This is a genomic window from Marihabitans asiaticum, from assembly GCF_007828725.1.
In the GTDB taxonomy this organism is placed as follows: domain Bacteria; phylum Actinomycetota; class Actinomycetes; order Actinomycetales; family Dermatophilaceae; genus Marihabitans; species Marihabitans asiaticum.
Genome location: NZ_VIUW01000002.1, coordinates 123,027 through 139,156, shown reverse-complemented (window position 1 = coordinate 139,156; position 16,130 = coordinate 123,027). Strand labels below are relative to the sequence as shown.

The 16,130-nt window shown below is 72.1% G+C and carries 12 protein-coding genes; 5 read left to right on the top strand and 7 right to left on the bottom strand.

Annotation, left to right across the window (positions count from 1 at the left end; all coding sequences use genetic code 11):
• The first annotated feature begins 35 nt into the window (after window positions 1–35).
• Window positions 36–1,217, top strand: coding sequence for a thiolase family protein (locus FB557_RS05170; protein WP_144856308.1), 1,182 nt, complete (start codon window positions 36–38; stop codon window positions 1,215–1,217).
• Window positions 1,218–1,237: 20 nt separating this feature from the next.
• On the opposite strand, the gene FB557_RS05165 is transcribed toward FB557_RS05170, so the two are convergent.
• The 5 genes from FB557_RS05165 to ligD form a co-directional block, all read right to left on the bottom strand.
• Entirely contained in the window at window positions 1,238–2,236 is a 999-nt protein-coding gene (locus tag FB557_RS05165; RefSeq protein ID WP_211356496.1) for a quinone oxidoreductase family protein, read from the bottom strand.
• A 4-nt stretch (window positions 2,237–2,240) separates the two neighbouring features.
• Window positions 2,241–3,065 carry a uracil-DNA glycosylase gene (locus tag FB557_RS05160; protein ID WP_144856306.1) on the bottom strand — a complete coding sequence of 275 codons (825 nt, stop codon included), beginning with the start codon at window positions 3,063–3,065 and terminating at the stop codon, window positions 2,241–2,243.
• A gap of 17 nt (window positions 3,066–3,082) precedes the next feature.
• The gene (locus FB557_RS05155) at window positions 3,083–3,355 is read right to left on the bottom strand and encodes a YdeI/OmpD-associated family protein (protein WP_170236201.1); all 273 of its coding nucleotides are present in this window, start codon (window positions 3,353–3,355) and stop codon (window positions 3,083–3,085) included.
• Window positions 3,356–3,362: 7 nt separating this feature from the next.
• Window positions 3,363–6,626 carry a PPi-type phosphoenolpyruvate carboxykinase family protein gene (locus FB557_RS05150; RefSeq protein WP_144856304.1) on the bottom strand — a complete coding sequence of 1,088 codons (3,264 nt, stop codon included), beginning with the start codon at window positions 6,624–6,626 and terminating at the stop codon, window positions 3,363–3,365.
• A gap of 138 nt (window positions 6,627–6,764) precedes the next feature.
• A complete protein-coding gene (gene ligD, locus FB557_RS05145) occupies window positions 6,765–7,721 on the bottom strand; it encodes a non-homologous end-joining DNA ligase (protein WP_144856302.1) in 957 nt (318 codons plus the stop codon).
• 56 nt (window positions 7,722–7,777) lie between these two features.
• Between ligD and pcrA the strand changes: the two genes are divergently transcribed.
• Entirely contained in the window at window positions 7,778–10,219 is a 2,442-nt protein-coding gene (gene pcrA, locus FB557_RS05140) for a DNA helicase PcrA (RefSeq protein ID WP_144856300.1), read from the top strand.
• A gap of 7 nt (window positions 10,220–10,226) precedes the next feature.
• Here the strand turns inward: pcrA and FB557_RS05135 are convergent, their stop codons facing one another.
• Both FB557_RS05135 and FB557_RS05130 read right to left on the bottom strand, forming a co-directional pair.
• Window positions 10,227–11,123 carry a M23 family metallopeptidase gene (locus FB557_RS05135; protein ID WP_144856298.1) on the bottom strand — a complete coding sequence of 299 codons (897 nt, stop codon included), beginning with the start codon at window positions 11,121–11,123 and terminating at the stop codon, window positions 10,227–10,229.
• A 192-nt stretch (window positions 11,124–11,315) separates the two neighbouring features.
• Window positions 11,316–12,242, bottom strand: a complete 927-nt coding sequence (locus tag FB557_RS05130; protein WP_246074468.1) for an esterase/lipase family protein — start codon at window positions 12,240–12,242, stop codon at window positions 11,316–11,318.
• A gap of 254 nt (window positions 12,243–12,496) precedes the next feature.
• On the opposite strand from FB557_RS05130, the gene sucC reads away from it, so the two are divergent.
• The 3 genes from sucC to FB557_RS05115 all read left to right on the top strand — a co-directional run bounded on the left by sucC (window position 12,497) and on the right by FB557_RS05115 (window position 16,114).
• Window positions 12,497–13,678 carry an ADP-forming succinate--CoA ligase subunit beta gene (sucC, locus tag FB557_RS05125; RefSeq protein WP_144856296.1) on the top strand — a complete coding sequence of 394 codons (1,182 nt, stop codon included), beginning with the start codon at window positions 12,497–12,499 and terminating at the stop codon, window positions 13,676–13,678.
• Window positions 13,679–13,695: 17 nt separating this feature from the next.
• Window positions 13,696–14,586 (top strand): succinate--CoA ligase subunit alpha, encoded by an 891-nt coding sequence (gene sucD, locus FB557_RS05120; protein WP_144856294.1) that lies wholly within the window; start codon window positions 13,696–13,698, stop codon window positions 14,584–14,586.
• Window positions 14,587–14,911: 325 nt separating this feature from the next.
• Window positions 14,912–16,114, top strand: a complete 1,203-nt coding sequence (locus tag FB557_RS05115) for a cell division protein PerM (protein WP_144856292.1) — start codon at window positions 14,912–14,914, stop codon at window positions 16,112–16,114.
• Window positions 16,115–16,130: the final 16 nt, after the last annotated feature.

Genomic DNA, 16,130 nt, shown 5'->3' with positions numbered 1-16,130 from the left:
GCCCTGCGGAGCCGGTCGCCGCTAGCCTCGACCCGGTGAGCGCCTCTTACGTCTACGCCGCCGCCCGCACCCCCTTCGCCCGGTTCGGTGGTGCCCTCGCGGGTGTCCGTCCCGACGACCTGGCCGCGACCGCCCTGCGGGGCGTGCTCGCCAAGGCGCCGACTCTCGACCCGGCACGGGTCGACGACGTCCTGTGGGGCTGCGCCAACCAGGCCGGCGAGGACAACCGCAACGTCGCGCGCATGGCCGTGCTGCTCGCCGGGCTGCCGACCTCGGTCCCGGCCAGCACGGTCAACCGCCTGTGCGGCTCCTCGCTCGACGCGGCGATCGGCGCCTCCCGCGCCGTCGAGACCGGTGACGCCCAGGTGGTCCTCGCCGGCGGCGTCGAGTCGATGACCCGCGCGCCGTGGGTGCTGCCCAAGCCCTCCCGCGCCTACCCGGCCGGCGACGTCGCCGCGGTCTCGACCACGCTGGGGTGGCGGCTGGACAACCCGCAGATGCCCGAGCAGTGGACCGTCTCGCTCGGCGAGGCCAACGAGATGCTCGCCGAGGCGCGTGGGATCTCCCGGGAGCGGCAGGACGAGTTCGCGGCCAGCTCCCACCAGCGCGCCGAGGCCGCATGGGCGGAGGGCTTCTACGACGGGCTCGTGGTCGGGGTCGACGGGGTTGACCTGACCCGCGACGAGGGGATCCGACCCGGCTCGACGGCGGCGACCCTCGCCGGGCTCGCCCCCGCCTTCCGCCCGGACGGGACGATCACGGCGGGCAACGCGTCTCCGCTGAGCGATGGTGCCTCGGCGGTCATCATCGGCAGCGAGTCGGCGGGGGATGAGCTCGAGCTGGCGCCCATGGCGCGTATCGCGGGCCGGGGGGTGCACGCCCTCGATCCCCAGGACTTCGCGCTCGGGCCGGTCGAGGCGGCCAACGCTGCCTTGGGGCGCGCGGGGATCGGGTGGTCAGAGGTGGGCGCCGTCGAGCTGAACGAGGCCTTCGCCGTCCAGTCCCTCGCCTGCGTCGACGAGTGGGGCATCGATCCGGAGATCGTCAACGCGTGCGGCGGTGCGATCGCCGTCGGGCATCCGCTGGGCGCCTCCGGCGCTCGCGTCCTGGGCACGCTGGCCCAGCGGCTCGCCGACTCCGGCGACCGGTGGGGAGTCGCGGCGATCTGCATCGGGGTCGGGCAGGGGCTCGCCGTCGTCCTCGAGAACGTGGCCTGACACCCGGGCTGCCGGGGGAGTCAGGGCACGAGCACGAGCTTGCCCGTCGTGCGCCGACCCTCGAGGTCCGCGTACGCGTCGGCAGCCTCGGACCACGGGTACCGCCCACCGACGTGGACCGTCAGGGTGCCGTCGGCGACCCAGCCCAGGACGTCGTTGGCGCGGCCGTGCAGCTCCTCGGTCGTGGCGATGTGGTGCCCGAGCGAGGGGCGGGTCAGGTAGAGAGAGCCGCCGGAGTTGAGGCGCTGGATGTCGAAGGGGTCGACCTGCCCGCTCGCACCCCCGAAGAGGACCATGAGCCCGCGGGGGCGGAGCGAGGCCAACGAGGCGTCGAAGGTGGCCCGGCCCACCCCGTCGTAGACGACGTCGACGCCGGCGTCGTGGCCCAGCCGGTGCGCCGCGGCACGGACCCGGGAGCTCAGCTCCTCGCTGCCCAGGTTCGTGTAATCGATCGTCTCGACGGCGCCGAGGTCGGTGGCGATCCGGCACTTCTCCTGCGAGCCGGCCGTCGCGATGACGCGGCCGCCGTGGTGGGTGATGAGCTGCACGAGCAGGCGGCCAACACCGCCGGCGGCAGCGTGCACCAGCGCCACGGTGCCGTCCTGGACCGGGTGGGTCGACCGGGTCAGGAAGTGCGCCGTCAGGCCCTGCAGCATGATCGCCGCCGCGGTCTCGAGGTCGACCTTGTCCGGCACGCGCACGGCCTGGTCGGCGGGGATCAGCGCCACCTCGGCGGCGGATCCCAGGGTAAAGGCCCAGGCGACCCGGTCGCCGGGGGCGTACCCGGACACCCCCTCGCCGACCGACCGCACGACGCCCGCGCCCTCGTTGCCGAGGACGAAGGGAGGCTCGGTGGGGTACACCCCTTCGCGCTGGTAGACGTCGATGAAGTTCACCCCGACCGCGGCCACCTCGACCGCCAGCTCGCCGGGACCGGGCGTGGGCTCGGGCCGGGACTCCAGGGCGAGGACCTCGCCCCCGCCGTGGGAGCGGGCGACCAGTGCGGTGATGTCAGCCATGACCTCACCCTTCCAGAGAGGCGATGACGTCGTCGAGCATGGCCTGGGTCAGCCGGCCGGTGAAGGTGTTCTGCTGGCTGACGTGATAGCTGCCGACGAGGGTGACCTCGCGGCCGGTGGCGGTGTTCAGGGTGGCGCGGGCGCCGTGGCCGAAGCGTGGCTTGGGCCGCGGGATCTGCCAGCCGGCCGCGCGGGCACCGGCGATCGTGGCGTCCCACCCGATCGAGCCGAGGGTGAGGATCGCGGTGACGTGCGGCTCGGAGATCGCCAGGTCGGCGCTGAACCACGGCGCGCAGGTCGCCTTCTCCTCGGTGGTTGGCTGGTTCTGCGGGGGAGCGCAGCGCACGGGGGCGACGATCCGGGCGCCGTGCAGCGTCAGGCCGTCGCCGGCGTGGGTCGAGTCGGGCTGGCTGGCGTAGCCGGCGCGGTGCAGAGCGGCGTAGAGCCAGTCTCCGCTCCGGTCGCCGGTGAAGTTGCGGCCCGTGCGGTTGGCGCCGTGGGCGGCGGGGGCGAGCCCGACGATCAGCACCGGTGCGTCTGGTGGCCCGAGCGCCGGCACCGGGCGGCCCCAGTACGGCTGGTCGGCGTAGGCGGCGCGCTTGGTCGCGGCGACCTCCTCACGCCAGGCGACCAGGCGGGGGCAGGCGTGGCACACCGAGATCCGTGCGGCGAGGGTGGCCGGGTCGTCCGTCGCGGCGAGTCGGCGCACGCCGGCGGCGGTCCGGGCGACCCGGGTGGTAGCGGTAGCCGGGTCGTCGGGCCAACCTTCTCCGGGCGGGACCGGAGAGGCGAAGGGGTGACCCGTCACCGGGTGGGGCAGCAGCGTCATCGAGCGCGTCGGGGACGTCAGGCCCGGCCGGTCCGCTTCCGGTGGCTGCACCCGGGCCAGCAGCACGGCCGGCGCTTGCCCTCCTCGCCGAGCTCCTCGACGGTGCGCCGGATGCGGCGGGCGCGGGTCTGGTCCTGCTTGGCGTCCTCGACCCAGCAGATGAACTCATTGCGCGCCAGCGGCGTGATGTCCTCCCACGCGGCGCGGGCGGCGTCGTGGTCGCGCAGGGCGGTGGCGAGGTCGTCGGGCAGCTCGTGGACGACGCCGGTGGACAGCTCGGCGGTGCTCATGGCCCCATCATCGCTGAGCCGGGATGGCCGTGGTACGCCCGATCGTGCCGACGAGCTCCTCGGCGGTCACCGTCGACCCGAGACCGGCGAGCACCTGGGCAGAGGCCTCCAGACGCTGCGCGTACCACTCGCTGCCCAGGACCGCCTGCCGGGTGAACGTGTCACGGAACTCTGGATCCGAGAGCGTCCATCCCTCCCGGGAGCGCCCGTCGGCCATGATCTCGAGCAGAGCGCGGACCGGCGGGCAAGCGCTGTCGATCGTCCCGTCGGCCCGATACCCCTGGGCCACCCGCTGGTGCGTCGTGGTCATCACCTCGATCGAGTCGGCGAAGACCTGCTCGTCCTGCATCTCGGGGCGCAGCATCTCGGCGGTGAAGACGGTCTGCGGGTGCATGAAGATCCGGCCGAGGAAGGTGCGCGCGAAGCTCTCGGTGATCCGGTAGCCCAGTCGGCTGCCGTGCACGGTGCGCCCGGCCGCGGTCAGGTCCGGCACCGGCTCGAGGTGCCCTGCCTCGAGCAGCGCCTCGGCGTCGCGCTCAGCGGGTGTCATCCGCGCGAAGACCTCGGGCACAAGCAGGCTGATGTCGTGCGCGACCTCGACCCGGGGCCCGACGTGCCCGGCGCCGGACACCCAGCCGTCGTGCTCGCACAGGGCGTAGGAGAGGAAGGCCGCGTCGAGGTCGTAGGTCTTCGGCAGCGCGTTGAAGGGGCCCTTGGTCATCGCGCCCTCGCTGCCGGCACCGGTCGTCGACGGGGACTTGCCGGTCATGGAGGAGATGTACTCCATGAGCAGCTCGGGCAGGGGCAGGTGGTGCAGCGGGCTGTAGGCGCACAGCGCAGGCACCCCGTCACCGGGCGGGTTGTTCCGCCGTCCGGCGACGACGGCGTCGACGACCATCGGTAGCGGCTGGTCAAGAGGCATCCCCGAGGCCAACCGGGCAGCCGTGAGCGAGTCAGCCGTGCTTCGCGGGTCGGCGAGGTCTGGGCGCAGCTGGAGGTAGCGGGGGTTCTTCGACCGGCGACCATCGACGATCCGGGGGTGGGACGAGCAGACGGCGTAGTCTGCGCCGCTCTCGCCGGCGGCGAAGCGCTGCATCAGCTCGCGCATCGGCGCGGTGTACTCGCTCAGACCAACCGCGTCCTCGACCAGGGAGGCGACGTCCTTGCGCCGCAGCGGCTCGAAGTTGGACAAGAAGCTGCCCGGGCGGGCTATGTCGGACTCGGCGAGGGTGTCGTAGCCGGGGACCACCGCGTCGTCCGGGCGTTGGAAGAGCAACCCCTCGCAGTTGCGCACCACCTTGACCGAGCGTTCACCACGCGGCACGACCACCGAGGCGGTGATGTCGTCCTCGGTCTGCAGCTTCACCGACGGCTCGAAGTCGGGTCGTAGGCTGAAGAGGCGGGGCGCGCCGTCGGTCTCGAAACCGATGCGCAGCAGGTCGGTGAGCACCGGCTCGCCGTCGATGCGCAGCCGGTGGCCCGGACGGCCGTCGACCCGGGTGACGGACACGTGTGAGCGCCAGTCGTCGCCCCACTCGGGACGGTAGGCCCGCTTGACCGCGACGACCAGCTCGAGGATGTGCGCGGGGACGGAGCGGGCCAGGTCGTTGTGCTCCTCGGTGAAGGAGGGCGAGGGGGTGAGCAGCTTGATCACCGACCCGACGCTGCGCTCGGGACTCAGCAGCGGACGGTCGTCGCTCTCGGTGGGGTCGAGGAACCGCCCGGAGTAGTCGCGGCCGATGAGGTCCGCGGCCGCGTCGAGGTCGGCGTCGATGTCCGAGACGTAGGCGTAGCCGCGGCTGATGGCGTCGGCGATCGACTTCGAGATCTCGGACTTGCCGCCGCCGGAGACGGTGGCCGGCTTGTGGCACACCGTGGATGTCCCGGAGGTGCCGACGATGGTCCACTGCACCGGGTCCTCGCGCACCTGGCGCAGGCGGACCCGGAAACCCGTCGGGTCCAGGTAGACCTCGCCGGCCCGAAGGGGGATGCCCGGGTTCCCCCCTTCGCCCTCCCAGGTGATTGAGCGGTCCTCGATGCGGTAGCGGGACCCGGCCGGGACGAGGACGAGGTGGTCGTGCTCGAGCGAGCGGGCCCACCCGTCGCCAGCCCACCACAGCTGCGGGTCGCGGGCCACGACGTCGGCGACGCTCGCGGTCGACCCACCGCTCGGCGCGGTGTAGGCGTTGACGAACTCGCGACCTTCGTCCCAGCTCGGGAAGACCATCGCGCCCCCGGCGTGCTCCTCCTCGGCGAGGCCGAAGAGGTTGGCGGAGTAGGAGATCTGGGTCTTGACCTCCTTCTTGCAGTAGCCGAAGTAGTTGTCCGCGATGACGGTGACGACGACCCCGCGCTCGTCCCGGGCGCAGACCTTGAAGGCAGACCCGTCGTTGTAACGCTCGTCGGGGTCCTGCCAGCACATGCCGTCACGCAGCTGTCGCTCGCTGGCGTCGTCGCGGTGGGGCAGCCCGAGCTCGCGCTTGGTGACCTCGAGCAGGTGCGGGGCGAGGACGACCAGGCCGGTGGTCCCGGTCCAGCCGTCGGGGTCGGTCGCGGCATCACCGTCGGGCAGCAGCGGGTCGCCGCCGTTGCCGAAGATGCCCTCGACGAAGTCGAGGTTTGCCACGAGCCCGCCGGGGACGATGAAGCGGGTCTCCATCCGGCGTTCCTGGACCTGGCCCGGTACTCCGACGACGACCAGCGGGCGCAGGAGCAGGGACACGAAGCACTCGGCCTGCTCCTCCTGGGTCGAGGTGATCGGCAGGCGCATCAGCGCCGGCGGCGCCTCGAAGGCGCGGCGTAGCAGCCCGGCGAAGGCCTCTCGGGGGACGGCCTTCTTGTCCTCGGGGATCGGCAAGCCACCCTCGACGACGTGGAACACCCCGGCGGTGGTGCGACGGTCGTTGCGGGGGTTGTGCAGCACGCCGTTGGCGACCCGGTAGCTCTCGACCTGGTCGGAGACGTACTCGTCGCGGTCGGCGGGCAGGGACAGCACCCGGGCCAGGCCGGGCTGGTCCAGGCCGAGGGTACGGGTGGGTAGCTGGGGGATCTCGTCGATCTCCTCGAGGTAGGCCTCGAGGAAGTCCTGGATCCGCCGGTCGACGGGCGCCAGCGGGTCCTGCACATGCCGGCTGACCTCCCGGTGGCGCTCCAGCAGCGGGCCGAGGAGCTCGCGGTCGAGATCGGGGGCCGCGTCCGCCTGCACCGTAGGCAGGCCGAGCAGGGCCAGGCGCAGGTTGACGGCGGACAGCTGGGCTGGGGTTGGGTCCACGTGATCACCCTGGCACGGATGGGTCGCCGTGTGGAGGGAGTCCGTCGCGCCGGCGAAGGGGATTCACTGCATGTCTGCCGACCGGCCACCCGCCCCACCTCGCCCGCTACCACGCAGTACTGGTCGTGATCGCAGCCACTACTGCGTGGTAGCAGGCGCGTCGTCACGGTCGGCCCACTCCAGCAGGGGGGCGAGGTCGTGGGCGACGTCGTCGATGCTCGCGTGCAGGTCACCGAGCTCGGCGAAGCGGGCCGGCACGGTCGCGATGGTGCAGTCCTGCGGCTCGACCTCGGCGATCTCGTCCCACGTGATCGGCGTCGAGACGGTGGCGCGGGGGTTCCCGCGCACCGAGTAGGCGGCGGCGATGGTGTGGTCGCGCGCGTTCTGGTTGTAGTCGACGAAGACCGCGGCCGGGTCGCGGTCCTTGCGCCACCACTCCGTAGTGGCCAGGTCCGGCGCCCGCCGCTCGACCTCGCGTGCGAAGGCGAGCGCCCCCCTTCGCACGTCGGCGAACTCGTGGTCGGGACGAATCCGGACGTACACGTGCAGCCCGTCACCTCCGGAGGTCTTGGGGTAGCCGGTGATGCCCAGCTCGTCGAGCACCTCGTGGCAGACCGCCGCAACCTGGCGCACCCGGTCCAGGCCGGCCTCGGGCATCGGGTCGAGGTCGATGCGCCACTCGTCGGGCCGGTCGACGTCGGCGCGGCGCACGTTCCACGGGTGCAGCTCGACGGTGGACATCTGCACCGCCCAGAGGATCTCGGCGATCTCGGTCGGGCATAGCTCGTCGGCGGTCAGGTCGTAGCGCGGGAAGTGCAGCCGCACCGTCCCCACCCAGTCCGGCGCTCCCTTCGGCAGCCGCTTCTGGTGCACCTTGGGGCCGGCCACCCCCTTCGGGAAGCGGTGCAGCATCGTCGGCCGCTCCCGCAGGGCCCGCAGGATGCCGTCACCGACGGCGAGGTAGTACTGCGCGAGGTCGAGCTTGGTCGCCCCGGTCTCGGGGAAGTACACGCGCTCGGGGGAGGAGATCCGCACCTCGCGCCCGCCGACCTCGAGGTGGACGTCCTCGCCGTGCTCGCTCTCGGCCGGTGACATGGTGCGAGCCTAGGGCGAAGGGGGTGTCGGCCGGCCGACGTAGGCTGGTCGGTGAGATGAGCAGCCTCTTCGACGACCTCCCCGACATGCCCGACGACTGGAAGAACGCGGTGGACTCCGCGGGAGTCCCGACCTGGGCGATGACGCAAGAGGGCCCGGCCGACGGGGGAGGCTCCCGTCCCCCTTCGGCCGCAGCGACGGACCCCGAGGAGCTGCTCGCGGGGCTCAACCCGGAGCAGCGCGAGGCGGTGCTGCACGAGGGGAGCCCGCTGCTCATCGTCGCCGGTGCCGGCTCGGGCAAGACCCGGGTGCTCACCCACCGGATCGCCTACCTGCTCGGGGCGCGGGGAGCCCAGCCGGGGCAGATCCTGGCGATCACCTTCACCAACAAGGCCGCCGCCGAGATGCGCGAGCGGGTGGAGTCCCTCGTCGGCCCCCGGGCGCGGGCGATGTGGGTGATGACCTTCCACTCGGCGTGCGTGCGGATCCTGCGTCGCGAGGCGACGAAGGTGGGGATGAAGAGCAGCTTCTCCATCTACGACGCGGCGGACAGCCAGCGCCTCATCGCGATGGTGATGCGCGACCTCGACCTGGACCCCAAGCGCTACCCGCCGCGCTCCTTCGCCCACCAGATCAGCAACCTCAAGAACGAGCTCGTCGACGAGGAGGACTACGCCCGGAGGGTCGGCAGCGAGCACGACGAGGCTCCCGGCGGCGGTCACCAGGAGCAGGTGCTGGCCCAGGTCTACAGCGCCTACCAGCGGCGGCTGCGCCAGGCCAACGCCCTCGACTTCGACGACATCATCATGACCACGGTGTCGATCCTCCAGGCCTTCCCCGATGTGGCCGAGCACTACCGGCGCCGATTCCGGCACGTCATGGTCGACGAGTACCAGGACACCAACCACGCCCAGTACATGCTCGTCCGCACCCTCGTCGGTGGCTACGGGGACGACGCCGTCGCCGACCCGCACGCGGTGGCGCCGAGCGAGCTCGTCGTCGTCGGCGACGCCGACCAGTCGATCTACGCCTTCCGCGGGGCGACGATCCGCAACATCGCCGAGTTCGAGAGCGACTACCCCGACGCCCGAACCATCCTCCTCGAGCAGAACTACCGCTCCACCGAGACGATCCTGCGCGCGGCCAACGCGGTTATCGAGCGCAACGAGTCGCGCCGGCCGAAGAGGCTGTGGACCGAGTCCGGCTCCGGCGCGCCGATCGTCGGGTACGTCGCCGACAACGAGCACGACGAGGCGAGCTTCGTCGCGACGACGATCGACGACCTGTCCGACGAGCACGGCGTGCGCCCCGGCGATGTCGCCGTCTTCTACCGGACCAACGCGCAGTCCCGCGCGATCGAGGAGGTCTTCGTCCGGGTCGGCCTGCCGTACAAGGTCGTCGGCGGCACCCGCTTCTACGAGCGGCGCGAGATCAAGGACGCCCTGGCCTACCTGCGGGTCATCGCCAACCCGACCGACACGGTCAACCTCCGGCGGATCCTCAACACGCCCAAGCGCGGCATCGGGGACCGGGCGGAGGCGGCGGTGGCCCAGCTCGCGGACCGCGAGCAGATCCCCTTCGTCGCCGCCCTGGGCCGGGCCGAGGATGCGCCCGGGCTGGCCACCCGGTCGCTCAACGCGATTCGTTCCTTCACCGCGATGCTCGAGGGGCTGCAGCGCGCTCGGGAGGAGGGCGAAGGCATCGGCGACCTCCTCACCACGACGCTCGAGGACTCCGGCTACCTGCGCGAGCTGCGCGAGAGCAAGGACCCGCAGGACGAGACCCGCCTGGAGAACCTCGCCGAGCTCGTCGCGGTGGCGCGCGAGTTCGACGCGACCCGGATCGCGACCGGCGAGGAGATCGCGCTCGACGATTTCCTCGAGCAGGTCAGCCTCGTCGCCGACGCCGACGACATCCCCGACCAGCCAGAGGGGGACGGGGCCGGGCAGGAGCAGGGGGTGGTCACCCTGATGACACTGCACACGGCGAAGGGCTTGGAGTTCCCCGTCGTCTTCCTCACGGGGATGGAGGACGGGACCTTCCCGCACATGCGCAGTCTGGGCAAGACCAGCGAGCTCGAGGAGGAGCGGCGGCTGGCCTATGTCGGGATCACCCGGGCACGGGAGCGGCTGCACGTCTCCCGGGCGAGCGTGCGCTCCGCCTTCGGCTCACCGTCGTACAACCCCGAGTCCCGCTTCCTCGGGGAGATCCCTGCCGAGCTGGTGGACTGGAAGCGCACCGGTGGATCGACCCCGGTCGCCCGCCGCGGTGAGCCTGCGGTGGCTCGGCTGGCCGCGAAGCCGGGGGTGCGCTCGCCGGGGAACCGGCCGATCATCGCCCTGTCCTCGGGTGAGAAGGTCACCCACGACTCCTTCGGCCTGGGCACGGTGATCCGGGTGGAGGGGCAGGACGACAAGGCGGTCGCCCATGTCGACTTCGGCGGCGAGACCGGGGTCAAGCGCCTGCTGCTGCGCTACGCGCCCCTGGAGAAGCTCTGAGACCGGCTCAGTAGCCGAGGCCCTTGGCCGCCAGCCACGACCTCGGGTCGACCGCGCCGCCACCACCGGGGTGGATCTCGAGGTGCAGGTGCGGCCCGGTCGAGCGTCCGGTGTTGCCGGAGAGGCCGACCTGCTGCCCGGCGGCTACCGACTGGCCGACCGACACCGAGATCGAGCTCATGTGGCCGTAGCGCGAGACGGTCCCGTCCGCGTAGCGGATGTCGACCATCGTGCCGTAGCCGCTCATCTGACCCGCGTAGACGACGGTGCCGTTGCTCATGGCGCGTAGGGGGGTGCCGACGGCCGCGGCGAAGTCGTTGCCTGCGTGCAGCCGGCCCCAGCGCATGCCGTAGCCCGAGGTGTAGACGGGGTTGGCCAGCGGCATGACCCAGCCGCTGGTGGACGGCGCCGCCGCCTGGGTCGTGCTGGCAGAGCCGCCGCCGGAGGCCGGGGCGCTCGACGGCGCGGCCTCCGCCTTCGCCTGCTTGGTCTTCTCCGCGGCGGCCTTCTTGGCCTTTCGCTCCTTGTCGCGGGCGACCCGCTCGCGCTCCTGGACCCGCCCCTGGTCCAGGGCCACCTCGTGGTTGCCCTGCTGCCGGCGCTGGGCGAGGTCGCTGTAGCCGGCGACGGTCGTGGCGACCTGCTCCTGGGCCTTCGCGTCGAGGGCGGGGTCGGCAAGAGCGGGGCTGACCGTGGCCTGGGGCGCTGCGGCGGCCGGCGAGCCCTGACTCAGGGCGTTGCTCTGCGCGGCGGTCGCGCCGCCGGCGGTGAGCACGAGGGTCGCCGCGGCCGCGGTCGGGAGGGCGTGACCGGCGGTGAGCGCCTTGGGCAGGCGGCGGCGCGGCTCGAGGGCGCGGCGCTCGGCCCGGGTCGGCGGACGGTGCCGCCCGACGTAGTCAGACATCGAAGAAGTCCTCGCAGGGGGTCGCGGACAAACTTCCGAGACCCTAGCGTGACCCGTTCGTTATACAAAATCTGGCTGGACAGACGCAGCACAATCCATCGACCGCAGCGTCCTGTGTGGTCGCGCTCAAGAGTGGCGTGGCGCGCTTGGGTGATGACGGCGCACCGGTCAGAGTCGGCGGTGACCTGCCGGTCAGCCCACCGGGATCTGGGTCACCGATGCGGTTGGGTCCCCGTCGCTGTCGAGGTGGGTCAGGCTCGCGCTGATCTGGTGGACGACGGAGGGGAGGATCGGCAGCGACAGGTGCCCGACCCCGGTGAGCGCGACATTGGTCGCGGTGAGGTCGGGGTGCTCGAGCCGGGCGTTGCTCGCGGGCAGGATCGCAGCGTCGGTGTCGGACCAGAAGCAGATGAACCGCGTGGCGCAGCCGGGGGACGGGCGCTCGAGCTCGTCGAGCAGCCTGCTCCCGGGGCGAAGCTGCCGGGTGATGGGCGTGGGCGCGAGCCGCGCGATGTGGGTGCCCTGATGGGGCGAGCCGAGGGTGACGACCGTGTGCACCCGCTCATCACCGGCCAGCCGGGTGACGTAGTAGCGAGCGATGAGCCCACCGAGGCTGTGGGCGACGACGTGGATCCGCTCGTACCCCGTCTCCTCGCAGATCAGCTCGACCTCCTCGGCGAGCTGGGCGGCTGCGGTGCGCACGTCGGAGGTGCGCACCGAGTAGTTCATCGAGTAGAGGCGGGTGAAGCCGCGCCGCTGCAGACCCCGCCGCAGCAGGGTGAAGATCGAGTGGTTGTCGACCATCCCGTGCAGCAGGAGGATCGGGGTACCGCTCTCGGCGACGGCGGCGACGATCCGGCTGCGCTGCAGGGGCGGCAGGTGCTCGACGCGGTAGCCGTGGTCCGTGGTCCCCACCCGCGGCTGGAGGGCGCCGAGCGGGTAGAGCAGGAGGTGGGTCGCGGTCCACACCGTCTCCACGAGAGATCCGAGGGCCGCGTGCGGGCTGGACAACGCGCGGGCCCGCTCGGCGAGCATCGGCCGCATGGCGCCGACACCGCCGGCATCACGGGCCGTCGGCGCCTTCGCCGACGGCGCGGTGCTGCTCGCGCGCTGTCCCATGGTGACTCGACAGTAGCCCGACATCGGTCACGGCGTGGCCGGAACGCCCCCTTCGCGTTGCGTTGCGTCGACTCCCGTCCCGCCGCCACCGTCGCCGACCGGCCGCCGACGACTCCGCCCGCCTGCCGCCGGAGCGCTTCAGGGTGGGGCGGGAGTGTGACCTGGATCGCGGCGGCGTCTAGGCTCGCGGTACACCCGTGGACGCGCCGAGCCAGGGCGCGTCTCGTGACTAGAGCAGAGGATGGAACAACCTCGTGGATCTCTTCGAGTACCAAGCACGTGATGTGTTCGAGAAGCACGCAGTGCCGGTCCTGGCCGGCGCAGTCGCCACCACGCCGCAGGAGGCGCGCCAGGCGGCCGAGACGATCGGCGCCAAGAGCGGCGGCGTCACCGTGGTCAAGGCCCAGGTCAAGACCGGCGGGCGCGGCAAGGCCGGGGGAGTGAAGGTCGCCAAGTCCGCCGACGAGGCGGAGCAGTACGCGCAGGACATCCTCGGCATGGACATCAAGGGCCACACCGTGCACAAGGTGATGATCGCCCAGGGCGCCAAGATCGCCGAGGAGTACTACTTCTCCATCCTCCTGGACCGCACCAACCGCGCGATCCTCGCGATGTGCTCCAAGGAGGGCGGGGTCGACATCGAGACCCTCGCCGAGGAGCGTCCCGAGGCGCTCGCCAGGGTCGCGGTCGACCCCAACGTCGGCATCGACGACGCCAAGGCCCGCGAGATCGTCGAGGAGGCCGGGTTCGACGCCGGCACCGGCGAGAAGGTCGCCCCGGTGCTGAAGACGCTGTGGACGGTCTACAGCGAGGAGGACGCGACGCTCGTCGAGGTCAACCCGCTCGTCATGACCGAGGACGGCGACGTCCTCGCCCTCGACGGCAAGGTGACCCTCGACGCCAACGCCGACTTCCGCCAGCCCGACCACGCCGACTTCGAGGACGAGGCGTCCACCGACCCGCTGGAGGCCAAGGCCAAGAAGCTGGGGCTGAACTACGTCAAGCTCGACGGCAACGTCGGCATCATCGGTAACGGCGCCGGGCTCGTGATGAGCACCCTCGATGTCGTCGCCTACGCCGGCGAGGAGCACACCGGTGGCACCGCGAAGCCGGCGAACTTCCTCGACATCGGTGGCGGTGCCTCCGCGGAGGTCATGGCCAACGGGCTCGACGTCATCCTCGGCGACGAGCAGGTCAAGGCCGTCTTCGTCAACGTCTTCGGCGGCATCACCGCCTGCGACGCGGTCGCCAACGGCATCAAGGGCGCGCTGGAGACCCTGGGCGACCAGGCGACCAAGCCGCTCGTCGTCCGCCTGGACGGCAACAACGTCGAGGCGGGGCGCCAGATCCTCGCCGACCTCGACCACCCGCTCGTGAGCATCGAAGAGACCATGGACGGCGCTGCCAAGAAGGCCGCCGAGCTGGCTGCGAAGTAAGGACGGACGACTAAGAGATGGCAATCTTCCTCAACGAGAACAGCAAGGTCATCGTCCAGGGCATGACCGGCTCCGAGGGCATGAAGCACACCACGCGCATGCTCGCCTCCGGCACGACGATCGTCGGCGGGGTCAACCCCAAGAAGGCAGGCCAGACCGTCGACTTCGAGGGTGGCCAGCAGATCCCCGTCTTCGGCTCGGTCGCCGAGGCGATGAAGGAGACCGGCGCCAACGTCTCGGTGCTCTTCGTGCCGCCGGCCTTCGCCAAGAGCGCGGTCGTCGAGGCGGTCGACGCAGGCATCGAGCTGGCGGTGGTCATCACCGAGGGCATCGCGGTCAAGGACACCGCGGAGTTCTACAACTACGCCAAGGACTCGAGCACCCGGATCGTCGGCCCCAACTGCCCCGGCGTGATCAGCCCCGGCAAGTCCAACGCCGGCATCATCCCGGCGGACATCGCCGAGGCGGGCCGGATCGGCCTGGTGAGCAAGTCGGGCACGCTGACCTACCAGATGATGTACGAGCTGCGGGACTTCGGCTTCTCCACCGCGGTCGGCATCGGCGGTGACCCGATCGTCGGCACCACCCACATCGACTGCCTCCAGGCCTTCGAGGACGACCCCGAGACTGACGCGATCGTCATGATCGGCGAGATCGGTGGCGACGCCGAGGAGCGGGCCGCCGAGTACATCAAGGCCAACGTCACCAAGCCGGTCGTCGGCTACGTCGCCGGCTTCACCGCTCCCGAGGGCAAGACGATGGGCCACGCCGGGGCGATCGTCTCGGGCAGCTCGGGCACGGCCGCGGCGAAGAAGGAGGCCCTCGAGGCCGCCGGCGTCAAGGTGGGCAAGACGCCCTCGGAGACCGCCGACTTCATGCGCGAGATCATGAAGGACCTGTCCTCCTGATCGAGGGCCGTTCCGGAGACGCGAGCGAAGGGGGACCCGGCCGGGTCCCCCTTCGTCGTCCCCCCGGGGGACGGGCGAGAGCTCGCACCCGGGCGCGGACGGGCGGCCACCGGCCCGCGCCATGTGACCTACCCATCAGTCACCAACCTGGCCGATCCGGCAGACGTCGTGGGGGCCGGGTGCGTATCGTGGGCCCCGCAGCGCCGACCCGGTCGACATCCCCTGCTCCCGGGTCGGCGTTGCTCGGTCCACCCGGTGCGAGCGGTCGAGTTCTTTCTCCGGTCATCGGCGTTGCACCTCGCCGCCTCCGCCTGGGGGAGCGACGATGAGCGCGATGACCGTCACCGATCTCCTGCGCGCGGCGACCACGGCCGAGTCCGGCGAACGACGCCCCGAGCTCGTCGCCGCGGCGCACGGCGCTGCCGTGGCGGCCGTGTCGTGGGTGGTGCTCAGCGCGCTCGTCCTCGGTGCCGTCCTGACCACCGGGACGGCGTCGTTCGGCTCCGCCCTGGGGGCGGGTTCCTCGATCTGGCTGGCACTCGGCGGTGCGCGCCTGGGTCTCGGTGGCGGCACGCTCGCCCTCACCCCGCTCCTCGGGGCAGCTGCCCTCGTCCTGCTCGCCCGCGCGGGCGCGCGGCGTGCTCTCGAGCCGGTTGAGGGAGGGACAGGCGAAGGGGGGTGGCGCGGCCTGCGACACGATCCGCCGGTCCGCGCGGCTGCCGCCTGGCTGGGTGGCTACGCCGCGGTGGCGGTGATCGCGTGGGCCCTCAGCGTGCTCGGGCCGTTGCACCCGCGGCCGCTCTCGATGCTCCTGCCCGCGCTCGGGGTGCCCCTGCTCGCGCTCGCCCTGAGTCAGGTGCTGCCCACCGCCGACCTCGCCGCGCGGCTTCCCGCCGGTCTGCGGCGCGGCGTCGCGCCGGGGCTGCAGGCGGCCGGTGTCCTGCTGGCGGCGGGCGCGGTGCTCCTGCTCGTGCTCGTCGCGGTCCACCACGACCGCGTCATCCACGTCCACAACCAGCTCGCGCCGGGTGTCCTCGGCGGGCTGCTGCTCACCGCCACCCAGGTGCTCGCTCTGCCGAATCTCGCACTGTGGGCGGTGTCCTGGATGGCCGGCCCGGGCTACTCGGTATCCCTCGGCGCGCAGACCACGTGGACCGAGGCGCAGTCCTCGCTGCTGCCGATGATCCCGGCGCTCGCGGCCTCGCCCGAGCCGGGCCCGCTGCCCTGGGCGGCGCGCCTCGCGGTGCTCGTCCCCGTGCTCGTCGGGGCCTGGCTGGCGCGTCGCACCCTGAGCCGGCTCTCGCGGCTGGCCTCCACCCGCTCGAAGGTGTCGGCCACGGCGTGGGCGGTGCTCGTCGCGGCGCTCGCGGTGACGCTGCTCGACTGGGTCGGCGGAGGAGCGCTGGGCGGTGACCGGCTCGCCGACGTCGGCGCCCCCGCCCTGCCGCTCCTCGGCGCCCTGGTCCTCGAGCTGGGGGCCGGTGCGCTGCTCGTCCTCGCCCGCGACTGGTGGCGGCTGCGCCGCTGAGACCCCGCAGGGTAGG

Coding starts and splice junctions, on each gene's coding strand:
- sucD (WP_144856294.1), top strand. CDS start 13,696: ATGGCAATCTTCCTCAACGAGAACAGCAAGGTCATCGTCCAGGGCATG.
- FB557_RS05160 (WP_144856306.1), bottom strand. CDS start 3,065: ATGACGCTGCTGCCCCACCCGGTGACGGGTCACCCCTTCGCCTCTCCG.
- FB557_RS05165 (WP_211356496.1), bottom strand. CDS start 2,236: ATGGCTGACATCACCGCACTGGTCGCCCGCTCCCACGGCGGGGGCGAG.
- FB557_RS05130 (WP_246074468.1), bottom strand. CDS start 12,242: ATGGGACAGCGCGCGAGCAGCACCGCGCCGTCGGCGAAGGCGCCGACG.
- pcrA (WP_144856300.1), top strand. CDS start 7,778: ATGAGCAGCCTCTTCGACGACCTCCCCGACATGCCCGACGACTGGAAG.
- FB557_RS05115 (WP_144856292.1), top strand. CDS start 14,912: ATGAGCGCGATGACCGTCACCGATCTCCTGCGCGCGGCGACCACGGCC.
- FB557_RS05155 (WP_170236201.1), bottom strand. CDS start 3,355: ATGAGCACCGCCGAGCTGTCCACCGGCGTCGTCCACGAGCTGCCCGAC.
- ligD (WP_144856302.1), bottom strand. CDS start 7,721: ATGTCACCGGCCGAGAGCGAGCACGGCGAGGACGTCCACCTCGAGGTC.
- FB557_RS05135 (WP_144856298.1), bottom strand. CDS start 11,123: ATGTCTGACTACGTCGGGCGGCACCGTCCGCCGACCCGGGCCGAGCGC.